Below are 22,348 nucleotides of genomic sequence, written 5' to 3'. Positions count from 1 at the left end.
ATGCATCTGGCACGAGTCACGGGCGCGGTTGTCTCCACGCAAAAATCGCCTTCCCTGGTCGGGAAAAAGCTTCTGTTGGTGCGGCGGGTCAGCGCCGATGGCGAACTTCCCGCCTCGCCCACCTCCGGCGATGAAGTCGCCGTGGACTCCGTCGGCGCAGGCGTCGGCGAGCTGGTTCTGCTCAGCGGCGGCTCCAGCGCCAGGCACGTTTTTTCCGGACCAAACGAGGCCATCGACCTCGCCGTTGTCGGCATTGTCGATACGCTTTCACGTTAAGGAGCGACTATGGCGATTTATACCCGAACGGGTGACGCTGGCACCACCTCACTCTTTACCGGCCAGCGGGTGAGCAAAACCCACCCGCGGGTTGAAGCCTACGGCACGCTGGACGAGCTGAACGCCGCGCTGAGCCTGTGCGCCTGCGCCGCCGCGGATGAAAACCACCGCGCCCTGCTCGAGGCCATCCAGCAGCAAATTTTCTGGTTTAGCGCGGAACTGGCCAGCGACAGCGAACGGCCGTCGCCTAAACAGCGCTACATCAGCAGCGAAGAGATTTCCGCCCTGGAAGCCGCCATCGATCGGGCCATGGCCCGCGTTGAACCGCTGCACAGCTTTATTTTACCCGGCCGCTGCGAAGCCGCGAGCCGCCTGCATTTTGCCCGCACGCTGGCCCGCCGGGCCGAACGCCGCCTGGTGGAGCTGGCGGCGGAAGTCAACGTGCGCCAGGTGCTGATGCGCTACATCAATCGCTTATCAGACTGCCTGTACGCCCTGGCCCGCGCCGAAGATAGCGACGCGCACCAGAACAACCTTATCCGTGAAATAAGCCGGCGCTATCTGGCCGCCAGCCAGCCGAGCCGCAGCAAGGAGACGACGCCCGTGGCCCTCTCATTCCACGATCTACACCAGCTCACCCGCGCCGCCGTCGAGCGCGCGCAGCAGCTACAGGTGCCGGTGGTGATCAGCATCGTTGACGCCCACGGCACCGAAACCGTGACCTGGCGGATGCCGGACGCCCTGCTGGTCAGCAGCGAACTGGCGCCGAAAAAGGCCTGGACCGCGGTGGCGATGAAAACGGCGACCCATGAGCTGAACGATGTGGTTCAGCCGGGCGCCGCGCTTTATGGCCTCGAAACGCATTTGCAGGGAAAAGTGGTCACCTTTGGCGGCGGTTACGCCCTGTGGCGCGACGGCTTATTAATCGGGGGTCTTGGCATCAGCGGCGGCAGCGTTGAGCAGGACATGGACATAGCACGGACCGCCATCGCGGCCATTAACGTGGGAACTCATCAATGAATACTTCTGAACTCGAAACCCTTATTCGCACCATTCTTAGCGAACAGTTAACCCCGGCGCAAACGCCGGAGCAGCCGCAGGGCAAAGGGATATTTCAGTCCGTCAGCGAGGCTATCGACGCTGCGCACCAGGCGTTCTTACGTTATCAGCAGTGCCCGCTGAAAACCCGCAGCGCCATCATCAGCGCAATGCGCCAGGAGCTGACGCCGCTGCTGGCCGCGCTGGCGGAAGAGAGCGCCAATGAAACGGGCATGGGCAACAAAGAAGACAAATACCTGAAAAACAAGGCTGCGCTGGACAACACCCCCGGCGTGGAAGATCTCACCACCACCGCGCTGACCGGCGACGGCGGAATGGTGCTGTTTGAATATTCGCCGTTTGGCGTAATCGGGTCGGTCGCGCCGAGCACCAACCCAACGGAGACCATCATCAACAACAGCATCAGCATGCTGGCGGCGGGCAACAGCGTCTACTTCAGCCCGCATCCGGGGGCGAAAAAGGTCTCACTCAAGCTCATCAGCCTGATTGAAGAGATTGCCTTCCGCTGCTGCGGCATTCGCAACCTGGTGGTCACCGTGGCGGAACCGACGTTTGAAGCCACCCAGCAGATGATGGCCCATCCGCGCATTGCGGTCCTCGCTATTACCGGCGGCCCCGGCATTGTGGCAATGGGCATGAAGAGCGGTAAAAAAGTGATTGGCGCCGGCGCGGGCAACCCGCCCTGCATCGTCGATGAAACGGCGGATCTGGTCAAAGCGGCGGAGGATATCATCAACGGCGCCTCGTTCGATTACAACCTGCCCTGCATTGCCGAGAAGAGCCTGATTGTGGTGGAGAGCGTCGCCGAACGTCTGGTGCAACAAATGCAAGCCTTCGGCGCGCTGCTGCTGAGCCCGGCCGATACCGATAAACTCCGCGCCGCCTGCCTGCCTGAAGGCCTGGCCAATAAGAAGCTGGTCGGCAAAAGCCCATCGGCGATGCTGGAAGCCGCCGGGATCGCCGTTCCGGCGAAAGCGCCGCGCCTGCTGATCGCTATCGTCAACGCTGACGATCCGTGGGTCACCAGCGAACAGCTGATGCCGATGCTGCCGGTGGTCAAAGTCAGCGATTTCGATAGCGCGCTGGCGCTGGCGCTGAAGGTTGAAGAAGGCCTGCACCATACCGCCATTATGCACTCGCAAAACGTCTCGCGCCTGAACCTCGCGGCCCGCACTCTGCAAACCTCGATATTCGTTAAGAACGGCCCCTCTTATGCCGGGATCGGCGTCGGTGGAGAAGGCTTTACCACCTTTACTATCGCCACGCCAACCGGAGAAGGAACAACCTCGGCGCGTACGTTTGCCCGTTCCCGTCGCTGCGTGCTGACCAACGGCTTTTCCATTCGCTAACCGAGGTCGCGATGAAGACTTTCTCACTACAAACGCGGTTGTACAGCGGTCAGGGGAGCCTGGCGGCGCTCAAGCGCTTTACCAACAAGCACATCTGGATTATCTGCGATGGCTTTCTTGCGCGCTCGCCGCTGCTGGAGACCCTGCGCAACGCGTTGCCCGCAGATAACCGCATTAGCGTCTTTAGCGAGATAACCCCGGACCCCACTATCCACACCGTGGTACAGGGCATTGCGCAAATGCAGGCCCTGCAACCGCAGGTGGTCATCGGCTTCGGCGGCGGATCGGCAATGGATGCGGCGAAAGCTATCGTCTGGTTCAGCCAGCAGAGCGGCATCAGCATCGAAACCTGCGTGGCGATACCGACCACCAGCGGTACCGGTTCAGAAGTGACCAGCGCCTGCGTGATTAGCGACCCGGATAAAGGCATCAAGTACCCGCTGTTCAACAACGCGCTGTACCCGGATATGGCGATCCTTGATCCGGAACTGGTGGTCAGCGTGCCGCCGCAGATTACGGCCAACACCGGCATGGACGTGTTAACTCACGCGCTGGAGGCGTGGGTCTCTCCGCACGCCAGCGACTTTACCGACGCGCTGGCGGAAAAAGCCGCCAAACTGGTGTTTCAGTATCTGCCCACCGCGGTGGAAAAAGGCGACTGCGTGGCGACGCGCGGGAAAATGCACAACGCCTCGACGCTCGCCGGCATGGCGTTCAGCCAGGCGGGGCTGGGGCTTAACCACGCCATCGCCCACCAGCTTGGCGGACAGTTTCATCTGCCGCACGGCCTGGCCAACGCGCTGCTGTTAACCACGGTTATCCGCTTTAACGCCGCTGTTCCCCGTGCTGGCAAACGCTACGCGCGGTTGGCCAAAGCCTGTGGATTTTGCCCGGCAGAGGCCAACGACGTCACGGCGATCAATGCCCTGATCCAGCAAATCGAACGACTCAAGCAACGCTGCGCGCTGCCGTCACTGGCGATCGCGCTGAAAGAAGGACGCTCTGAGTTTTCCGCGCGTATTCCGGCCATGGTGCAGGCCGCGCTGGCTGACGTCACGCTACGCACCAATCCTCGCCCGGCCAGCACCGAGGAGATTCGGGAACTGCTGGAGGAACTGCTATGAGTCGCGCCGTCAACGCTGTTGAAATGGCCCTGAGCGCCGATGACATCCGCGAGCGCGTTCGCGCGGCGGGCGTGGTCGGCGCGGGGGGCGCGGGATTTCCCGCCCACGTGAAGCTACAGGCGCAGGTAGAGATTTTCCTGGTCAACGCCGCCGAGTGCGAACCGATGCTCAAGGTCGACCAGCAGCTGATGTGGCAGCAGGCTTCGCGCCTTGTCCGCGGCGTGCAGTACGCAATGACGGCAACCGGCGCGCGCGAAGGGGTGATCGCCCTGAAAGAGAAGTACCGCCGGGCTATCGACGCCCTCACCCCGCTGCTGCCTGCCGGTATCCGCCTGCATATTCTGCCGGATGTCTATCCGGCGGGCGATGAGGTGCTGACTATCTGGCTAGCGACCGGCCGCCGGGTCGCGCCCGCCGCGCTGCCGGCCAGCGTTGGCGTGGTGGTCAATAACGTACAAACGGTCCTTAACATTGCCCGCGCGGTCGAACAGCAGTTTCCGGTCACCCGCCGAACGCTGACCGTTAACGGCGCAGTCGCCAGGCCGCTGACCGTCACCGTTCCTATCGGCATGCCGCTGCGCGAAGTGCTGGCATTGGCGGGCGGCGCGACGGTCGACGACCCCGGTTTTATTAACGGCGGCCCGATGATGGGCGGGCTGATTACCTCTCTCGATAATCCGGTGACCAAAACCACCGGCGGCCTGCTGGTGCTGCCGAAAAGCCATCCGCTTATTCAGCGGCGGATGCAGGATGAGCGCACGGTACTTTCCGTCGCCCGCACCGTCTGCGAGCAGTGCCGACTGTGTACCGATCTCTGCCCGCGACATCTGATCGGCCACGAACTCTCTCCGCACCTGCTGGTGCGGGCGGTGAACTTTCACCAGGCCGCCACGCCGCAGCTGCTGCTGAGCGCCCTCACCTGCTCGGAATGCAACGTCTGCGAAAGCGTGGCCTGCCCGGTGGGGATCTCGCCGATGCGCATCAACCGGATGCTGAAACGCGAGCTGCGGGCGCAAAACCAGCGCTACGAAGGGCCGCTCTATCCGGCCGATGAGATGGCGAAGTATCGCCTGGTGCCGGTGAAGCGGCTGATCGCCAAACTGGGGCTAAGCCCCTGGTATCAGGAGGCGCCGCTGGTGGAAGACGAACCGGCGGTCGAAACCGTAACGTTGCTGCTGCGCCAGCATATCGGCGCCAGCGCGGTAGCCAACGTTGCAGTGGGAGAAAGCGTCACGCGCGGGCAATGCGTTGCCGATATCCCGGCAGGCGCGTTAGGCGCGCCGATTCACGCCAGCATCGACGGCGTGGTTGCGGCCATCAGCGAACAGGCCATCACGGTGGTAAGAGGTTAACCATGTCTCAGGCTATAGGAATTTTAGAACTCACCAGCATTGCCAAAGGAATGGAGCTCGGCGATGCGATGCTGAAAAGCGCCAACGTCAATCTGCTGGTCAGCAAGACTATCTGTCCGGGTAAGTTTTTGCTGATGCTCGGCGGGGATATCGGCGCTATCCAACAGGCCATTGAAACCGGCGCGTCGCAGGCCGGCGAAATGCTCGTCGACAGCCTGGTGCTGGCGAATATTCACCCCAGCGTACTGCCGGCCATCAGCGGCCTGAACAGCGTGGACAAGCGCCAGGCGGTCGGCATCGTTGAAACCTGGAGCGTTGCGGCCTGCATCAGCGCCGCCGATCGGGCGGTAAAAGGCTCAAACGTCACCCTGGTGCGGGTGCATATGGCCTTCGGCATCGGCGGTAAATGCTACATGGTGGTGGCGGGCGACGTTTCCGACGTCAATAACGCGGTTACGGTTGCCAGCGAAAGCGCAGGCGAAAAAGGGCTGCTGGTTTATCGTTCGGTGATCCCGCGCCCGCATGAAGCGATGTGGCGACAGATGGTGGAGGGATAATGGAAAGACAGCCGACAACGGATCGCATGATTCAGGAGTACGTGCCGGGGAAACAGGTCACCCTCGCGCACCTGATTGCCAATCCAGGGAAAGATCTCTTTAAGAAGCTCGGTCTGCAGGATGCGGTTTCCGCCATTGGCATCCTCACCATTACACCCAGCGAGGCGTCGATTATCGCCTGCGATATCGCCACCAAATCCGGCGCGGTGGAGATCGGTTTTCTCGACCGTTTTACCGGCGCCGTGGTGCTGACCGGCGACGTTTCCGCCGTGGAATATGCCCTCAAGCAGGTGACGCGCACCCTGGGCGAGATGATGCAGTTTACTACCTGCTCAATAACCCGGACGTAGCGCGATGAAGCGTCTGATGTTTATCGGCCCGAGTCAGTGCGGCAAGACCTCGCTAACCCAGAGCCTGCGCGGCGAAGCGCTCCATTATAAGAAAACCCAGGCCATTGAATGGTCGCCGATGGCCATCGATACGCCGGGGGAATATCTGGAGAACCGCTGCCTGTATAGCGCCCTGCTGACCAGCGCCTGCGAGGCTGACGTTATCGCGCTGGTACTGAATGCCGACGCCCAGTGGTCGCCGTTTTCTCCGGGGTTTACCGCCCCGATGAATCGCCCGACGATTGGCCTGGTCACCAAAGCCGACCTCGCCGACCCTCAGCGGATATCGCTCATCGCGGAGTGGCTTACGCAGGCAGGCGCCGGGCAGATTTTTGTTACCAGCGCGTTGAACAATTCGGGTCTCGACGCGGTGCTGGATTTTCTGAATTCGAAGGAACCCTTATGTCTTACAAAATAATGGCCATTAACGCCGGCAGCTCATCGTTAAAATTCCAGCTGCTGGAGATGCCGCAGGGCGAGACGCTCTGCCAGGGATTGATTGAACGTATCGGCATGGCAAACGCTCAGGTGACCCTCAAAACGCCGGCGCAGAAATGGCAGGAGTCGGCGCCGATCGCCGATCATCGCGAAGCCGTCACGCTGCTGCTGGAAAAGCTCCTCGGCTACAGCATTATCGAGAGTTTGCAGGATATTGACGGCGTTGGCCACCGCGTGGCGCACGGCGGCGAGCGCTTTAAAGATTCGACGCCGGTAACCGATGAAAGCTTAGCGGAAATCGAGCGTCTGGCCGAACTGGCTCCGCTGCATAACCCGGTTAACGCCCTGGGAATCAAAGTTTTCCGCCAGCTGCTGCCCGATACGCCATCGGTAGCGGTGTTTGATACCGCTTTTCACCAGACGCTGGATGAGCGCGCGTTTATCTATCCGCTGCCGTGGCGCTACTACAGCGAGCTGGGCATTCGCCGCTACGGCTTCCACGGCACCAGCCATAAGTACGTCAGCGCGACGCTGGCGGAAAAGCTGGGCGTGCCGCTGAGCGCCCTGCGCGTGGTGTGCTGCCATCTCGGCAACGGCAGCAGCGTTTGCGCAATCAAAGGCGGGCGTTCGGTGAATACCTCAATGGGCTTTACGCCGCAGTCCGGGGTGATGATGGGCACCCGCAGCGGCGATATCGATCCGTCGATTTTACCGTGGCTGGCGCTGCATGAGGGGCAAACGCCGGAGCAGCTGAATCAGCTGCTGAATAACGAATCCGGCCTGTTGGGGGTTTCCGGCGTCTCGCACGATTATCGCGATGTCGAACAGGCGGCGGACGGCGGTAATCGTCGGGCGGCGCTGGCGCTGGCGCTGTTTGCCGAGCGCATTCGCGCTACCATCGGCAGCTATATCATGCAGATGGGCGGAATTGATGCGCTAATTTTTACCGGCGGCATCGGCGAAAACTCGGCCCGCGCCAGGAGCGCCATCTGCCATAACCTGAATTTCCTCGGACTGTCGGTCGATGAAGAGAAAAACCAGCACAACGCCACCTTTATCCAGGCCGAGCATGCGCTGGTCAAAGTGGCGGTCATTAATACTAATGAAGAGCTGATGATTGCCCGCGACGTGATGCGCCTCGCGCTGCCCGCGGCGGAAACCTTAACCGTTTCAGCCTGATTTCGCCGCCCGGCAAGTTGCGGTGAATCATGGTAATAGCGGGATCGGCATGACACTATGCGCCCTGGAAACCTGAGCAATAGGTGAATATGTGGCCGTAGCGCAATGCCCCGCCTCCTGTGGGGAACTCATCCAGGGCTGGATCCTCGGCAGCGAGAAGCTGGTCTCCTGCCCCGTTGACTGGTACAGCACCGTCGAGGTGGACTACGGTTCGCCTCGCGCAGATGAACGCCCGCTGTCGCGGGCGATGGTCGACCGGCTGCTGGGCTACTGGCGCTATCCGGCGGAGCTAGGCAAAGAGATTCGGATCGATATTTGCTCCACGATTCCGGTCGCCAAAGGGATGGCCAGCAGCACCGCGGATATCGCCGCGACGGCGGTGGCCACCGCGCATCATCTCGGCCATCCGCTGGATGAAACCACCCTCGCCCGGCTCTGCGTTTCCCTGGAGCCCACCGACAGCACCCTGTTCCGCCAGTTGACGCTATTCGATCACAATACCGCCGCCACGCAAATTACCTGCGGCTGCCAGCCTCAGCTCGATCTGCTGGTGCTGGAAAGCCCCGCCACGCTGCTGACCACCGATTACCACCGCCTTCCCCGTCTTGAAAAGCTGCACGCCCATTCCGCCGCGCTGCATCAGGCCTGGGAGAAAGTTCAGCAGGCCTGTCAGACCAATGACCCCCGACGGATGGGCGAGGCGGCGACGCTTAGCGCCATCGCCAGCCAGCATCTGCTGCCGAAGCCGGGGTTTGATACGCTGCGGGCGCTGGTGGAAGAGTGCGATTTATACGGCATTAACGTGGCGCACAGCGGCAGCGTGGTCGGCCTGATGCTCGACCGCCAGCGTCACGATATTGAGTATTTGCAGCGGCGGCTGCAGGAAACGAGGCTTAGCGAGCTCTGGCCCCGGCAGCATCTGCTGCGCATGGTGCAGGGCGGCGTCGAACTGCGCTAACTCTGCCGCAGCCATACCTCCCCGGAGGCGATGCTTGCGCATCTGTCCGGGCTTGTATGATTAACCCGTCAGAAAGAACCGGCCAGTTCTCTCTGATGGCGGTCCGGATGCCGTGTCCGGGCTTAGGCTTTCGCGCCTGTTCCGTAGATCCTTTGCACCGGACCGCCGTTCTTTCTCATGTGATAAACCGGACAGTATCATGGACCGGCTTTCACCGGTAACCCGTATTCGCAAGGTTGGTTTCACTATGGAAAATGAACTCCACTTCATCGGTATTGATGTCGCCAAAGCTAAACTGGATGTCGATATTCTTCGCCCTGATGGCCGGCATCGTTGTAAAAAATTTGACAATACCCTCTCCGGGCACGAAGCGCTGGTCCGCTGGCTTCGCGGCCATGATGTGAACCGTGCCCATGTCTGCATGGAATCCACCAGCACCTACATGGAAGACGCGGCCGCGCATCTGAGTGATGCCGGGTATACCGTGTCCGTCATCAACCCCGCCCTCAGTAAAGCTTTCGCACAGAGTGAGGGGTTGCGCAGTAAAACCGACAAAGTGGACGCCCGTATGCTGGCTCACTTCTGCCGGGAAAAACGCCCGCCAGCCTGGGAGGCCCCCCATCCGACAGAGCGGGCACTGAAAGCCCTGGTGTTACGCCATCAGGCGCTGACAGAGATGCAGACACAGGAGAAAAACCGGCGGGAAACCGCGCCGGAAGTTCAGCTGACCAGCATTGATATCCTGCTGGGGTGTCTGAGCGCGGAGCTGGCGCGTATCGAAAAACAGATAAAAGACCTGACGGATAATGACCCGGATATGAAACAACGGCGGAAGCTGCTGAACAGTATCCCGGGCATCGGAGAGAAAACGGCGGCGGTTCTGCTGGCGTATACGGGCCTGAAGCTGAAGTTCGGTACAGGGCGGCAGTTCGCGGCGTATGCAGGACTGACGCCGGTGCAGCATGAGTCAGGCAGCAGCGTGATGCGGGCGAGCCGGATGAGCAAAGCGGGACCGGTTCATCTGCGCAAAGCGCTATACATGCCAGCGTTATCGGCGCTGTACCATACGGCGTGGGGAAAAGCGTTCAGGAAAAGGCTGGAAGGGAATGGTAAGCGTGCGAAAGTCATCATAGGGGCGATGATGCGAAAGCTGGCGCAGGTGGCGTACGGTGTACTGAAGTCAGGAAAGGCGTTCGATGCGTCACAGCATGAGCTGTTGATAGCGTAAGAAAGCGTGCCGGCTGAAACGACAGCGCGGGATGTCGCTGTCGTTGTTGTGCCTGTCATCCGGGAGCCGGAGAAGATGACAATGGTGAAAAGAGTTGCAGGCGTTCACAGTATCTACCGGTCCGCAGACGACGGTGAACCCGTAGCCCGGTCAGCGCAGCGCCACCGGGAAGAACTGCAGACGAACAATGGCGGCAGACGCTCGGAACATCTACCCGTTAAAAACCCGCCTGAAAGCCGTCAGCAGCTGCGTATTCTCCTGCTGGCTGCGGATCGCGACGCGGAAGTAGCGCCCGTCAAGCCCCGGGTAGTTGGCGCAGCTGCGGATCAGGATGCGCTGTTGCAGCATTGCGTATTGCAGATCCAGATCCGGCACCTCGCAGCGCAGAAACAGATAATTTGCCTGCCCGGGATAGACCGTCAGACCGGGAACGTGGCGCAGCTGATGGTAAAAGCGCTGCCCCTCTTCCGCCAGCCACCGCCAGGTTTTCTGCTGATAGACGCTATCCTGGAGAATGATTTCCCCCGCCAGCGCGGCAAAGGCGTTGATTGACCACGGCATCTGGCGCTCGCGCATTCGCGCTACCGCCCGCGCATCGCCATTGACCAGATACCCAAGGCGCAGACCGGGAATAGCATAAAACTTAGTCAGCGAACGCAGCACCCACACGTGCGGATTGTGGCTCAGTAGCGGAATAAATCCTGTCTCATCGGGGATAAAATCGATAAACGCTTCATCGAGAATCAGGGCGATTCCCAGCGACTTACAGCGTTCAGCAATCAGTTCCAGCAGACGGCGCTCGGGCAGCAGACCGGTTGGGTTGTTCGGGGTGCAGAGAAACAAACAGTCCAGATCCGGCGTCAGAGCGTCGAGAATCGTCCCGGTGAGCTGCCAGCCATCCTCTTCACGCAGCAGAAACTCCCGCACCGTGCAGTCCACCGACTGCAGCGCCCGGCGGTATTCGGCAAAGCCGGGGGTGACGATCATCGCCTGGCGCGGCTTCAGGCCCTGAACCAGCGTAAAGATCGCTTCGGTTTCGCCGTTTCCGGCGAGGATCCACGAGGCGGGGATGTGATGGTGTTCCGCCAGCGCGAGGTGCAGCTGCTGATACTCAACGTCAGGATAGCGTTCGGCGCAGGCCATATTGTCGATGATGGCGCGCTTTAAGCTTTCCGGCATCCCCTGCGGATTGATATTGGCGCTAAAATCCAGCAGCTGTTCCGCACAGATGCCCAATAGCGCGGCGGCCTCGCGGATATTGCCGCCGTGGGCGCTCTTCAGTAGAGCCATGTACTTTTCCTGTTGCGTTACCCTCGCCTTGCCAGCGTCGCGCCGTCGGCGAAGTAGGCTTTAATCCCTGCCAGAATCGACTCTGCTACTTCCTGCTGGAATTTCGCCGTTTTCAATTTACGCTCTTCTTCGACATTACTGATAAACGCGGTTTCCACCAGAATCGATGGAATATCCGGCGCCTTCAGCACCGCGAAGCCCGCCTGCTCAACCCGATTCTTGTGCAGGTTATTAATGTTGCCCATCTTTTCCAGCACCGCCTTGCCGAACTTCAGGCTGTCGGCGATGGTCAGCGACTGCACCATGTCGAACATCGTGTGGTCGACGTAGCGGTCGCCGCTTTTGCTGACGCCGCCGATCAGATCCGAGGCGTTCTGGGTCTGCGCCAGATACTTAGCCGCGGTACTGGTGGCCCCTTTGGTTGACAGGGCAAACACCGACGATCCGCTGGGCTGACGGCTGGTAAAGGCATCGGCGTGAATAGAGACAAACAGGTCGGCGCGCTGCTTCTGCGCCTTGGCGACGCGCACCTTCAACGGGATAAAGACGTCCTCGTTGCGGGTCATATAGACCTTCATATTACCCTCTTTCTCGATCAGCGCGCGCAGCCGTCGGGCAATCTGCAGCACCACGTCTTTCTCGCGGGTGCGGTATTTCCCCACCGCGCCGGAGTCTTCGCCGCCGTGGCCGGGATCGAGCATGATAACAATGGGCCGATCGCGCCCGGCTTTACCCGGTTTAGGCCCGCTCTCCGCCGGCGGAACCTGCCGCTGAAGATCGCCTTTGTTGTAATCTTCAAGCAGCGCCAGCAGCGGATCCTGCACGTCGGTGGCGTTAGCGGGATAGAGGTCCATAACCAGACGCTCTTTAAACCCGGCGACCGGAGCCAGCGCGAACAGCTGCGGTTTCACGTTCTGTTTTAGCTCAAACACCATGCGTACGGTTTGCGGATCGAACTGCCCCACGCGGGCGGATTGAATATAGGGGTCGTCGCCGCGAATCTGCCCCCCCATGCCTTTAAGTACGGAATTGAGATTAACCCCTTCCAGATCCACCACCAGACGTTCAGGATTGCTGAGCGCAAACTGCCGATATTTCAGGATATGGTTGGACTCCACGGTCACGCGGGTGTAGGTCGACGATGGCCAGACGCGTACGGCAACCACCTGCGCCGCGGCAGCCAGGCCAACCGGGCTCACACTCATTAACCACATGGCGCCCGCCCCTTGTAAAAAACGGCGGCGGCTTAATCCTGACTTGTATCCCGACATGCCACTCCCAAGCAGTAAGAAATCATTCGTATTGAAAACAAACAGATTGACCGGAAACTTTAACGAAAGGCGTATAACCTGTCATCAATAAAAGGGTAAACAATCTTTGACACCCTGATTTGGCTCACACCTTTTTCCTGGCTCCGCCCAAAATTGGGGCTTGCGTTTGCCGGTAAAACAGAATAAAAATACAGTAATTACGAATAATCATGCATTGAGGTTGTGTCATGGTGAAGGAACGTCGCACCGAACTGGTAGAGGGATTCCGCCATTCTGTCCCCTATATTAACGCCCATCGGGGTAAAACGTTTGTCATCATGCTGGGCGGAGAAGCCATTGAGCATGATAATTTCTCTAGTATTGTCAACGACATTGGTCTTCTTCACAGTCTGGGCATTCGCCTGGTGGTGGTCTATGGCGCTCGTCCGCAGATTGACGCCAACCTGGCGGAGCATCGCCATGAGCCGGTTTATCACAAACAAACCCGAGTGACTGACGCCAAAACGCTTGAGCTGGTTAAGCAGGCGGCGGGTATGCTGCAGCTGGAAATTACCGCGCGCCTGTCGATGAGCCTCAACAATACGCCGCTGCAGGGCGCCCACATCAACGTGGTCAGCGGCAATTTCATTATCGCGCAGCCGTTAGGCGTGGATGACGGCGTGGATTACTGCCACAGCGGGCGCATTCGCCGCATTGATGAAGAAGCTATTCACCGCCAGCTGGATAACGGCGCGATCGTGCTGATGGGCCCGGTTGCGGTGTCGGTCACCGGCGAAAGCTTTAACCTGACCTCCGAAGAGATTGCCACCCAGCTGGCGATTAAGCTGAAAGCCGAAAAAATGATTGGCTTCTGCTCATCGCAGGGCGTTTACAACCAGGATGGCGAGATCGTCCCCGAGCTGTTCCCCAACGAAGCCCAGGCGCGGGTTGAAGAGATGGAAGCGGACGAAGACTACAGCTCCGGCACCGTGCGCTTCCTGCGCGGCGCGGTAAAAGCCTGCCGCAGCGGCGTGCGTCGCTGCCACCTGATCAGCTACCAGGAAAACGGCACCCTGCTGCAGGAGTTATTCTCACGCGACGGTATCGGCACCCAGATAGTGATGGAGAGCGCCGAGCAGATCCGCCGCGCCACCATTAACGATATCGGCGGCATCCTTGAGCTGATTAGCCCGCTGGAACAGCAGGGTATTCTGGTGCGGCGCTCGCGCGAGCAGCTGGAGATGGAAATCGATAAATTCACCATTATTCAGCGCGACAACACCACTATCGCCTGCGCCGCGCTCTATCCTTTCCCGGAAGAGAAGATCGGCGAAATGGCCTGCGTGGCGGTGCATCCGGATTACCGCAGCTCATCGCGCGGCGAAGTGCTGCTCGAGCGTATTGCCGCGCAGGCGAAGCAAATGGGCCTCAGCAAGCTGTTTGTGCTCACGACCCGCAGCATTCACTGGTTCCAGGAGCGCGGATTTACGCCGGTCGACGTCGACCTGCTGCCGGAAAGCAAAAAAGAGATGTACAACTATCAGCGCCGCTCCAAGGTGCTGATGGCCGACCTGGCCTGATTCTCTCCCCCGGAAAGCGCACGGCTGACCGGGGATAACATCACCGGGCGGAAAAGATATCCGCCAGGCCGCTGCGCCGTTCGGTACGTGCGACAACTGCCTGGGTCAGCACCTGCTCATCGGCATAGATCGACAGCTGCCGTTTGGCACGCGTAATAGCGGTATAAACCAGCTCGCGGGTCACCAGCGGCACGCTGCGCGATGGCAGAATCAGCGCCGCGTGATCGAACTCCGACCCCTGCGATTTATGCACCGTCATCGCCCAGGCGGTATCGTGCTCCGGCAGACGGCTTGGCTGTACCGACTTGATGCTGCCATCGGGCATCGGGAACCACACCCGCAGGCCATCGTCTCTTTCCAGCGCGATACCGATATCGCCGTTAAACAGCCCCAGCGCGCTGTCGTTGCGGGAAATCATCACCGGACGGCCTTCATACCAGCGCGAATGGCGCGGCAGAGCAATCGCCCGCTTGCGGTTCAGCATCTGCTCCAGCTGTTCGTTCACGCCGCTGACGCCATAAGGGCCATCGCGCAGCGCGCACAGTAGCTGAAACTCGCTAAAGGCGGCAATCAGCTCTGCGGGCTCGGCCCGTTCACGCAGCAGCTGCAGAAAACGGCCGTAGCCCGCCTGCGCCTGAACGAGCATCGCTTCATACTCCTCGGTGGAGCTCAGCGGATGCAGGGCGATATCGTCGAACGACTGACGCAGCGTCTCCCTGACCGCGCGGCGTTCACCGCTGTTCACCGCCCAGGCCAGATGGCCGATACCGGAGTGGCGGCCAAAACGGTAGCTTTTTTGCAGCAGGCACAGGCTGTCGCGCAGGGCGCCGGCAATCTCGCTTTCGCCTGCCGGCACCGGCTGACCGGTCAAGCGGCCAAGCTGCGCCGCCCGCGCCGGGGTGAACCCTGCATTAACCCACGCGCAAATATCTCCCAGCACCGCGCCGGCCTCTACCGAAGCCAGCTGATCGCGGTCGCCAAGGAAAATCACCCGCCCGTGTTCAGGCAGCGCGTCGATCAGACGCGACATCATCGGCAGGTCAATCATTGAGGCTTCATCCACCACCAGCACGTCAAGATGCAGCGGGTTCCCGGCATGATAGCGCATCCGCTGGCTCCCCGGCTGCGCGCCCAACAGGCGATGGAGGGTACTGGCTTCGGTCGGCACCAGCGCCTTTTGTTCGTCGGTAAGAGGGAGGCGGCGCAGCGCCGCGCCGAGGGATTCGGTCAGGCGCGCGGCGGCTTTACCGGTCGGCGCCGCCAGACGAATACGGCAGCGCGGGCTGGCGTTGGTTTGAATCAGCGCCGCCAGCAGTTTGGCGACGGTGGTGGTTTTACCGGTCCCGGGGCCGCCGGAGATCACCGAAATCCGTCGGGTCAGGGCAACCGCGGCAGCGACCTTTTGCCAGTCGATTTCATCCCCTGGCGGAAACAGCGCGTCGAGCGTCGAGGCCAGCCGGGCTTCATCTACCTCCAGCACCTGATTGGCTTCGTTAAAGAAGCGCGCGACGGTTAATTCGTTGCGCCACATGCGGTTGAGATAGAGCCGCTCGCCGCAGAGGATCATCGGCGTCGGCCGCTCACCGCGGCTCACCGCTTCCGAATCGAGCAGCAGCGGCAACCAGCTCTCCGCAGCGCCGGTTAGTTCAAGGATTTGCTCGCTCAGAGCCGTTGTCTTTGCGCTCAGGAGCTCATCGTCGGCAAGACGTGAAATCGGCAGGCAGACGTGCCCCTCTCCGGCATCGCGGCTGAGAATGGCGGCGGTCAGCTTCACCGCCGGGTGCGCCTCCTGCGCCACCATGAGCGCAAACTGAACGTCCAGCGGGCGCAGCAGGCGCTGCTCAACCGCCTGCAGCAACAGTTCATCCATGGTCATAGCACAACCTCCTGGGTTTCCCCGGCAAACAGCGCATCGAGGCCGTTAATCAGCGGCAGCGCCGGTCGGGTGGTGAAGATCCCCTGCCCGCCGTCCTGCCCGTCCATGCCGCGCAAAAAGAGATAAATAACGCCGCCGAAATGGCGTTCGTAATCATAATCGGCAATACGGTGGCGTAAATAGCGGTGCAGCGCCAGGCTATAGAGCTGATACTGCAAATCGTAACGATGCGAACACATTGCCTGCCTCATCGCTTCCTGGGTATAGGCCTCGCGGTTTTCCCCAAGCCAGTTGGATTTGTAATCCAGCAGGTAGTAGCGGCCGTTGTGGCGAAACACCAGGTCGATAAAGCCTTTCAGCATACCGCGCACCTGGCGAAAATCGAGCGTGGGGGTATCGACGGAGAGCGGATCGTACTGCCGAATCAGCGCATCCAGACGCAGGGGATCCAGCGGCTGTTCGATGGGCAGATAAAACGCCATCTCCACCTGTTTATCGCGCGCGCTAAGCTGATTGAGGGCGATCTCCGCGCCAGGCAGAGGGGTTCGCAGCACGCCGTCGAGCCATGCGGTCAACACCGGCGTCCACTTTTCCTCGAAGCCGCTCAACTGGAGTTTTTCCGCCATCCAGTCGGCGGGAACCGGCTGGGTAAAATCGAGATCTTCGAACAAACTGTGCAGAAACGTCCCCGGCGACGCGCCGCGCGGGAACTGGTGCGGCGTAAGCTGCGGCTCCTCCACGACCTCACCGACGCCGGCGGCATCGACGTCCAGTCGCGGCAGAAGATCCTGCGCCGCGCTGTGTCCATTCTGCTGCAGGCCGGAGTAACTGGTGACCCGCCAGTCATCGGTCACCGACCGCTCGAGCATACGGGCTGAAAGCGGCGGCAGCGCCGCCTGCGGAGCCTGCCACGGCGTCTGCGCCGCCATATCCGGCAGCTGCAGTGCAATGTCCCCGCTGCAGAACGCCTGCAGGCGCGCCATCAGCCCCGCGGCATCCATCGCTTCCCCATCCTGCAGCAGGCGGCCCAGCGCGCTGTGATGAAAATCGCTGGCGCCGGGTTTGTCGCTGCGTCGGGTGCTGAGCGGCGCCACGCCAAGGCTACAGTGCCAGACCGCGCGGGTCAGCGCGACGTAAAGCAGACGTAGGTCTTCGGCCAGACGCTCGGCCTCCGCCAGCGCCATGCTGCCCTCATCCTGGCCCAGGTCAAGAACGGCGGCAAAGGAGCTTCTGTCGTGATAAAACGCCTGATCCTGCTTACGGAACCGCGCGATAAACGGCAGCCAGACCAGCGGATACTCCAGCCCTTTCGATTTATGGATGGTGACGATCTGCACCAGATGCTTGTCGCTTTCCAGCCGCATCTGCTGGCTGGAGGCGTTGCTGTCCGGTTCGGCGATATGCTGCGCCAGCCAGCGCACCAGCGCATGTTCGCTCTCCAGCTGGTTCGCCGCCTCCTGCAGGAGCTCGCTGATATGCAGAATATCGGTCAGGCGTCGCTCGCCGCCGTTGGTCGCCAGCAGATTTTCAGCGATGCTGCGCGCGCTCATCAGCGCGCGCAGCATCGGCATGACGCCCCGCTGCCGCCAGAGTTGCCGGTATCGGCTAAACTCCTCAACCAGCTCATCCCACGCCCGTTCGTCGTGATTGAGATTTTCGATATCCAGCGCGTTAAGACCAAACATCGACGTCGCCAGCGCGCTGCGCAGCGTATTTTCGCGCTCAGGAGCCAGCACCGCCTGTAGCAGCCACAGCAGCTCCTGCGCCTCCGGCGTTTCAAACACGCTATCGCGATTGGAGAGGTACACGGAAGGAATCGACAGCAGTTGGAGGGCATCGCGGATTAAAGACGCTTCCTGGCGATTACGCACCAGCACCGTGATGTCTGAAGCCCGCACCGGCTCGGCTTTTTCACCGCGCCACAGCAGCGCCTTGCCCTGCTGGCCGGCGCTGAGCCAGTCGCGGATTTGCGCCGCGCAGAGCTGAGCCATAAACGTCTGGTAATCCCCCGCGCCCACGGCCTCGCCCGACATCAGCCAGATATTCATCGCCGGTATCGCAGCATCATCGACGGTAAAGCGCAGCCCCTGGTTTTTATCGGCCGACTTCACCGGCATAAACGGGATTTCGCGGAACATAAAGGGATTATCGCTGAGACTAAACAGGCGATTGACGCTGTCAACCATCCCCGGCGCGGATCGCCAGTTGGTGTCGAGCGTATAATGGGCGGTGACGTCCCCGCGCGCCTTCATATAGGTGAAAATATCCGCGCCGCGGAAGGCATAGATAGCCTGTTTGGGGTCGCCAATCAGCAGCAGCGCGGTGTCCGCCTGACGCCGCCAGATGCGGCGAAAGATGCGGTACTGCTGCGGGTCGGTATCCTGAAATTCGTCGATCATCGCCACCGGAAAGCGCTGGCGAATCGCGCTGGCCAGCGCTTCGCCGCTCTCCCCGCGCAGAGCGTCATCCAGGCGGCTGAGCATATCGTCAAAGCCCAGCTCGCCGCGGCGGCGCTTCTCCCGCGCGACCGCTTCGCGGATTTCAACCATCGCCCTGGCGATCACCAGATCGGTCAAGGTTAACGGTGACGCCAGCAGCGCTTCTACCGCACTGAACAGCGGGTGTACCGGCGGCGCGCCCTCGGCTTTGGTACGCTCAAGCAAGAAGGCCTGGGAGAACTTTTCCAGCGCATCCGGAAGCTGGTAGCTCAGGGTCTCTTCCTCGGCCCAGGCGGTCACTTTCTCCAGCCATTTCCCCTGATTGCCGCGATTGAATTTGCGCCGGTCGAGGCCCGAGTTTTCCAGCACTGCCTCAACCTCGCCCGCCTGCGCCAGCCACTGCTGCTTCAGCGCGTTGATACGCTCGATAATTTGCTGATGGCGTTCGGCCAGCGTTTCATCAGCCGACGGTGGAGATTTAAGCTGCGGCGCCTCCCCCTGCAGCCAGCGGTCGATGGATTTCAGCAGGTCGCGCGGTCCTTTCCACGCTTCGTGGATAACCGCCGCGATTTCGCGCGGCAGCGGGTAGCAGTGGCGACGCCAGAAGTCGGCGCAGGCCTGATAGCGCAGGCGGGATTCGTCTTCAATCAGCTGCTGTTCGAACAGCATGCCGGACTCAAAGGCATTGAGGCTCAGCATTCGCTGGCAGAAGCCGTGAATGGTAAACACCGCCGCTTCGTCCATCTGGCGTTCGGCCAGCAGCAGCGTTTGCGCGGCCTGGGTTTTATCGGCAATTTCCGCCAGCAGCCCGGCGTAAAGCGGGTTGTCGGCGCTGTCGCGCAGGCAGGCGATACGCAGCTCATGGATGTTACTGCGAATACGCCCGCGCAGCTCTTCGGTCGCCGCTTCGGTAAAGGTCACCACCAGCAGCTCTTCCACGCTGACCTGCCGGGGAAAAGCGGATTCACCGCCCAGCCCCAGCAGCAGCCGCAGATAGAGCGCGGCGATGGTAAAGGTTTTTCCGGTGCCCGCAGAGGCTTCTATCAAACGCTCGCCCGTCAGGGGCAAGCGCAGGGGGTCAAGAGACTCAGCGGTGTCGGTCATTCATTCTCTCGCATCAGGGGTAAGGATTTCTGCAATGCGCTGACGTTCTCCCAGACTTTGCCATCCTGCGGATGCGCGTACTCCGCCTTGCCATTCTGGCTACCGGAAACCTGGGAGAGAATTGCCATGCCCTGCGGATCCACCACCGTCTGATGGAAGAAGTCGGCAAGCTTTTGCGGCGTCAGCAGTTTAATCTGAGCCACTACTTTATCACGTGAATCGAAGCGCATATTACCGCGATCGAAATCTTTGCTCAGCTTCGATGCTTCATCGCCGAGAGTCTGCGGCGCCTCCAGCATCTGGCCAATCACCGCCTGCTGAATCTGCGCAAACTCTTCCGGCTTCATCGCCCGCAGTTTGGCTTCCGCCGTGGGGAAGAAGGCCTGGAAACGCTGCCAGAGGTAAGCCGGCTGCTTATCGTTGCTTTGCAGCAGGAAGCCCATCCCCCACTGGCGGCCAACGTTCATCGAGAAGGCGAAGACCGCGTAGCCCAGCTGTTCTTCCGTACGCAGCTGGTTATAGAACCACGGCTGGACGATTTGCCCGAGAAGCGAGCTGGCTGCGGAGCTGGCGTATTCGTCAACGTTCGGCGGCGCGAAGACGGCGGCCAGCGCGGAATCGGTGCTGTTGCCCGCTTTTTCAAAAATCGCCAGCTGTTTGCGGTCGACCAGCACATCTTTGTTGCGGCACCACTCGTTGCCGTCGGCGCCCAGCTGTTTTTGGATCTGCCGCGCCATGGCGGTGGATTGATCGGCGGTGAGATTACCGATGACCATCAGCTCCGGTCGCCCTTTCGCTTTGAGATTAGCGCGGTACTCCAGCACCTCTTTCAGGGCGATCGACGGCAGCAGCGCCCGCCGCTCTTCACGCTGGAAGTACGGTACCTGCGAAACCATCTGAATCGGCATGATCGCCTGATCGTAGGCTTTGCCTTTATCCGCCGAATCCATCATCTGGGCGTACCAGGATTTGGCCTGCTCCAGCTGTTCTTCGGTTGGCGTATAGCTGAAGTAGCCGTCGAGCAGGGCGTTAAACAGCTCCGGCAGATGCTGGGTATAGCCGTTGGCGTTAACCATCAGGCCGTTATTCGCGCCGGTAGAGAAGCTGATGCCGCCGACCGCCGCCTGGTTGCTGAGCTGGTCGAGCGCGATACCCGCCAAGTAATCATTGAGCGCAAATATCACCTGGCGGCGGGCGCTGTCCATCGCCTGCGGGTTGCGCAGCACCAGCGAGATATCCGCTTTCGGTTCGCTGGCGAAATACTGGCTCGGCGCGTAAATCACCCGCAGCGTCGGTTCATCAACGATCAGCTGCGGATGCGGGTAAGCCTTGTCGCTTTTGATTAAGCTGAAATCATCCGGAATATAGGGGTTCAGCACCGGCAGCTTGAGGTCGATGGCGCTGGACTTCTGCTGCCAGTCGGCAAAGGTCTGCTCGCTGATTTTATCCACCTGATAGGGCGCATTGACAAAGTAGGCGGTCTTGTTATGCGGCTCTTTCGGGCTGATGTACCAGATGCGGGCGTTTTGCGCCGTCATCATCGCCAGGCGGTCTTTTATCGCCTGCGGATCGTAGCGATCGGCAATGTTGACCACGTCCAGGGTATGTTCGACCGGCACGCGGATCATGGTGTCCGCCAGCCATTCGACGTAATCCATATTGCGGTTGATGGACGGGTAGCGGAAGTCGAGCGCCAGCACGTGGGCCAGTTCATCAAAATAGCGTTTATCAATCCCCTGGCTGCGCAGCAGATTGAGGTAGCTGAAGATGGCCGCGGTAACTTCATCGCGGTGCGCCAGCCCTTTGTCCGTCAGGGTCGCGGATATAGCCAGCACCCCGCTGTTGCCGTTGACCACCGGGTCGGAGTCCGCGCGAATGCCTTCAACCAGCCCCTGCTTTTGCAGCCAGTCGGAGAGCGTGCCGGGGCTGCGGTTACCGATCATGTAGGTCACCAGCTCATCGGTTTTGCTGCGGAACTTGTCGCTATTGTTATCAATGCGGAATTCCACGCGCAGCACTTTGCGCGGCATCGCCGGGACGTAGTGAATGATGATGCCCTTTTGCGCATCGGTCACCACCGGAACGGTAATCTCCGGTTTGCTGATATCGTGGTTCGGTACGCGACCGTAGGTGGCCGCCGCGATGCTCGCCAGCTCCGGCAAAGGCTTGTTGCTGTAGATCACCGCTTTCATCAGGTTTGCGGAATACCAGCTATCGCGGAAAGCGTGCAGGGCATCAAGCACCGGTTTGCCGGGCTTGTCGCTCAGCGTTTCAAGGTTACCGCCGGAAAACTGCGAGCCGGGGTGCGCCGGGTTGATGGTTTCCGCGCTAACCTGCGCCATCCGCATCCCGTCCCGGGTACGCGCCATCGTGAGCTCGGCGTTGACCGCATTACGCTCGCGGTCGGCATATTTTTTATCCAGCAGCGGCGCGGCGATGGCGTCGGCCAGGCGATCGACCGCGCCGTCGAGGGCATCGTTTTCCACTTCAAGATAGAAGGCGGTGCGATACGGCGCGGTGCTGGCGTTGTGGCTGCCGCCGTGCATTTTGAGAAACTCGGCGAGGCTGTCAGGCTGGGGATACTTTTTCGACCCCATCAGCGTCATATGCTCCAGGAAGTGGGCCAGCCCCTGATGCTCGGCGGGATCCTGCAGCGATCCCACGGGAACGACCAGCGCCGACAGCGATTTTACCGCCTGGGGATCGGAAACCAACAAAACCACCATGCCGTTATCGAGGCGAATCGCCTGATATTGACGGGTATCTTTGTCGCTTTTACGGATGGTTTCCTGGATCGGTTGCCATCCGGTGTCTGCCTGACTTAACGGCGCCCAGAGGGCGGCCAGTAAAACAATAACCTTGAACCATAAACTGCGGGGCATTCACGGACCTCATCATTAA

The 22,348-nt window shown here is 60.6% G+C and carries 17 protein-coding genes; 12 read left to right on the top strand and 5 right to left on the bottom strand.

The window, feature by feature from the left end; all coding sequences use genetic code 11:
- The 11 genes from pduN to ACE3MN_RS04905 all read left to right on the top strand — a co-directional run bounded on the left by pduN (window position 1) and on the right by ACE3MN_RS04905 (window position 9,909).
- Window positions 1-276 carry a propanediol utilization microcompartment protein PduN gene (gene pduN / locus ACE3MN_RS04955; RefSeq protein WP_004133641.1) on the top strand — a complete coding sequence of 92 codons (276 nt, stop codon included), beginning with the start codon at window positions 1-3 and terminating at the stop codon, window positions 274-276.
- Window positions 277-285: 9 nt separating this feature from the next.
- Entirely contained in the window at window positions 286-1,296 is a 1,011-nt protein-coding gene (pduO, locus tag ACE3MN_RS04950; RefSeq protein ID WP_064343162.1) for a two-domain cob(I)yrinic acid a,c-diamide adenosyltransferase PduO, read from the top strand.
- The gene (gene pduP / locus ACE3MN_RS04945; protein WP_004133639.1) at window positions 1,293-2,684 is read left to right on the top strand and encodes a CoA-acylating propionaldehyde dehydrogenase PduP; all 1,392 of its coding nucleotides are present in this window, start codon (window positions 1,293-1,295) and stop codon (window positions 2,682-2,684) included. Before pduO ends, pduP begins: the two co-directional genes overlap by 4 nt.
- A gap of 11 nt (window positions 2,685-2,695) precedes the next feature.
- A complete protein-coding gene (gene pduQ / locus ACE3MN_RS04940) occupies window positions 2,696-3,808 on the top strand; it encodes a 1-propanol dehydrogenase PduQ (protein WP_049131152.1) in 1,113 nt (370 codons plus the stop codon).
- Window positions 3,805-5,160: a cobalamin reductase PduS gene (gene pduS / locus ACE3MN_RS04935; RefSeq protein ID WP_049131153.1), complete on the top strand. Its 1,356-nt coding sequence runs from the start codon at window positions 3,805-3,807 to the stop codon at window positions 5,158-5,160. Before pduQ ends, pduS begins: the two co-directional genes overlap by 4 nt.
- A gap of 2 nt (window positions 5,161-5,162) precedes the next feature.
- A complete protein-coding gene (pduT, locus tag ACE3MN_RS04930; protein WP_004124543.1) occupies window positions 5,163-5,717 on the top strand; it encodes a propanediol utilization microcompartment protein PduT in 555 nt (184 codons plus the stop codon).
- Complete coding sequence (pduU, locus tag ACE3MN_RS04925; protein ID WP_000441103.1) at window positions 5,717-6,067, top strand: propanediol utilization microcompartment protein PduU; 351 nt, start codon at window positions 5,717-5,719, stop codon at window positions 6,065-6,067. Before pduT ends, pduU begins: the two co-directional genes overlap by 1 nt.
- A 4-nt stretch (window positions 6,068-6,071) precedes the next feature.
- Window positions 6,072-6,524, top strand: coding sequence for a propanediol utilization protein PduV (pduV, locus tag ACE3MN_RS04920; protein ID WP_049087291.1), 453 nt, complete (start codon window positions 6,072-6,074; stop codon window positions 6,522-6,524).
- A complete protein-coding gene (locus tag ACE3MN_RS04915) occupies window positions 6,509-7,723 on the top strand; it encodes an acetate/propionate family kinase (RefSeq protein ID WP_049087292.1) in 1,215 nt (404 codons plus the stop codon). Before pduV ends, ACE3MN_RS04915 begins: the two co-directional genes overlap by 16 nt.
- Before the next feature lie 91 nt (window positions 7,724-7,814).
- Entirely contained in the window at window positions 7,815-8,681 is an 867-nt protein-coding gene (locus ACE3MN_RS04910; protein ID WP_004133635.1) for an L-threonine kinase, read from the top strand.
- Window positions 8,682-8,928: 247 nt separating this feature from the next.
- Entirely contained in the window at window positions 8,929-9,909 is a 981-nt protein-coding gene (locus ACE3MN_RS04905) for an IS110 family transposase (protein ID WP_049130515.1), read from the top strand.
- A gap of 210 nt (window positions 9,910-10,119) precedes the next feature.
- Here ACE3MN_RS04905 and cobD read toward each other — a convergent pair whose 3' ends face one another.
- A complete protein-coding gene (gene cobD, locus ACE3MN_RS04900) occupies window positions 10,120-11,199 on the bottom strand; it encodes a threonine-phosphate decarboxylase CobD (RefSeq protein WP_024358542.1) in 1,080 nt (359 codons plus the stop codon).
- A 17-nt stretch (window positions 11,200-11,216) separates the two neighbouring features.
- Window positions 11,217-12,470 (bottom strand): N-acetylmuramoyl-L-alanine amidase AmiC, encoded by a 1,254-nt coding sequence (amiC, locus tag ACE3MN_RS04895; RefSeq protein WP_004124560.1) that lies wholly within the window; start codon window positions 12,468-12,470, stop codon window positions 11,217-11,219.
- 227 nt (window positions 12,471-12,697) lie between these two features.
- On the opposite strand from amiC, the gene argA reads away from it, so the two are divergent.
- On the top strand, window positions 12,698-14,029 hold the full coding sequence (gene argA, locus ACE3MN_RS04890; RefSeq protein WP_004105227.1) for an amino-acid N-acetyltransferase: 1,332 nt from the start codon (window positions 12,698-12,700) through the stop codon (window positions 14,027-14,029).
- A 40-nt stretch (window positions 14,030-14,069) separates the two neighbouring features.
- Here the strand turns inward: argA and recD are convergent, their stop codons facing one another.
- From recD to ptrA, 3 genes are read right to left on the bottom strand one after another with little or no spacing between them, the layout of a single operon-like run.
- Entirely contained in the window at window positions 14,070-15,905 is a 1,836-nt protein-coding gene (recD, locus tag ACE3MN_RS04885) for an exodeoxyribonuclease V subunit alpha (RefSeq protein ID WP_024358544.1), read from the bottom strand.
- Window positions 15,902-19,447 (bottom strand): exodeoxyribonuclease V subunit beta, encoded by a 3,546-nt coding sequence (gene recB / locus ACE3MN_RS04880; protein WP_102650379.1) that lies wholly within the window; start codon window positions 19,445-19,447, stop codon window positions 15,902-15,904. Before recB ends, recD begins: the two co-directional genes overlap by 4 nt.
- Window positions 19,444-22,329 carry a pitrilysin gene (gene ptrA, locus ACE3MN_RS04875; RefSeq protein WP_064343165.1) on the bottom strand — a complete coding sequence of 962 codons (2,886 nt, stop codon included), beginning with the start codon at window positions 22,327-22,329 and terminating at the stop codon, window positions 19,444-19,446. Before ptrA ends, recB begins: the two co-directional genes overlap by 4 nt.
- Between the last annotated feature and the right edge of the window lie 19 nt (window positions 22,330-22,348).

Source organism: Klebsiella grimontii (assembly GCF_042137965.1).
Lineage (GTDB): Bacteria > Pseudomonadota > Gammaproteobacteria > Enterobacterales > Enterobacteriaceae > Klebsiella > Klebsiella grimontii.
Note: the sequence above shows the minus strand (reverse complement) of the source record. Positions and strands in the feature narration are given on the sequence as shown.

Excerpts from the sequence above, each read along its gene's own strand:
- pduN (WP_004133641.1), top strand. The coding sequence starts at position 1 with ATGCATCTGGCACGAGTCACGGGCGCGGTTGTCTCCACGCAAAAATCG.
- pduO (WP_064343162.1), top strand. The coding sequence starts at position 286 with ATGGCGATTTATACCCGAACGGGTGACGCTGGCACCACCTCACTCTTT.
- pduP (WP_004133639.1), top strand. The coding sequence starts at position 1,293 with ATGAATACTTCTGAACTCGAAACCCTTATTCGCACCATTCTTAGCGAA.
- pduQ (WP_049131152.1), top strand. The coding sequence starts at position 2,696 with ATGAAGACTTTCTCACTACAAACGCGGTTGTACAGCGGTCAGGGGAGC.
- pduS (WP_049131153.1), top strand. The coding sequence starts at position 3,805 with ATGAGTCGCGCCGTCAACGCTGTTGAAATGGCCCTGAGCGCCGATGAC.
- pduT (WP_004124543.1), top strand. The coding sequence starts at position 5,163 with ATGTCTCAGGCTATAGGAATTTTAGAACTCACCAGCATTGCCAAAGGA.
- pduU (WP_000441103.1), top strand. The coding sequence starts at position 5,717 with ATGGAAAGACAGCCGACAACGGATCGCATGATTCAGGAGTACGTGCCG.
- pduV (WP_049087291.1), top strand. The coding sequence starts at position 6,072 with ATGAAGCGTCTGATGTTTATCGGCCCGAGTCAGTGCGGCAAGACCTCG.
- ACE3MN_RS04915 (WP_049087292.1), top strand. The coding sequence starts at position 6,509 with ATGTCTTACAAAATAATGGCCATTAACGCCGGCAGCTCATCGTTAAAA.
- ACE3MN_RS04905 (WP_049130515.1), top strand. The coding sequence starts at position 8,929 with ATGGAAAATGAACTCCACTTCATCGGTATTGATGTCGCCAAAGCTAAA.
- cobD (WP_024358542.1), bottom strand. The coding sequence starts at position 11,199 with ATGGCTCTACTGAAGAGCGCCCACGGCGGCAATATCCGCGAGGCCGCC.
- amiC (WP_004124560.1), bottom strand. The coding sequence starts at position 12,470 with ATGTCGGGATACAAGTCAGGATTAAGCCGCCGCCGTTTTTTACAAGGG.
- argA (WP_004105227.1), top strand. The coding sequence starts at position 12,698 with ATGGTGAAGGAACGTCGCACCGAACTGGTAGAGGGATTCCGCCATTCT.
- recD (WP_024358544.1), bottom strand. The coding sequence starts at position 15,905 with ATGACCATGGATGAACTGTTGCTGCAGGCGGTTGAGCAGCGCCTGCTG.
- recB (WP_102650379.1), bottom strand. The coding sequence starts at position 19,447 with ATGACCGACACCGCTGAGTCTCTTGACCCCCTGCGCTTGCCCCTGACG.
- ptrA (WP_064343165.1), bottom strand. The coding sequence starts at position 22,329 with ATGCCCCGCAGTTTATGGTTCAAGGTTATTGTTTTACTGGCCGCCCTC.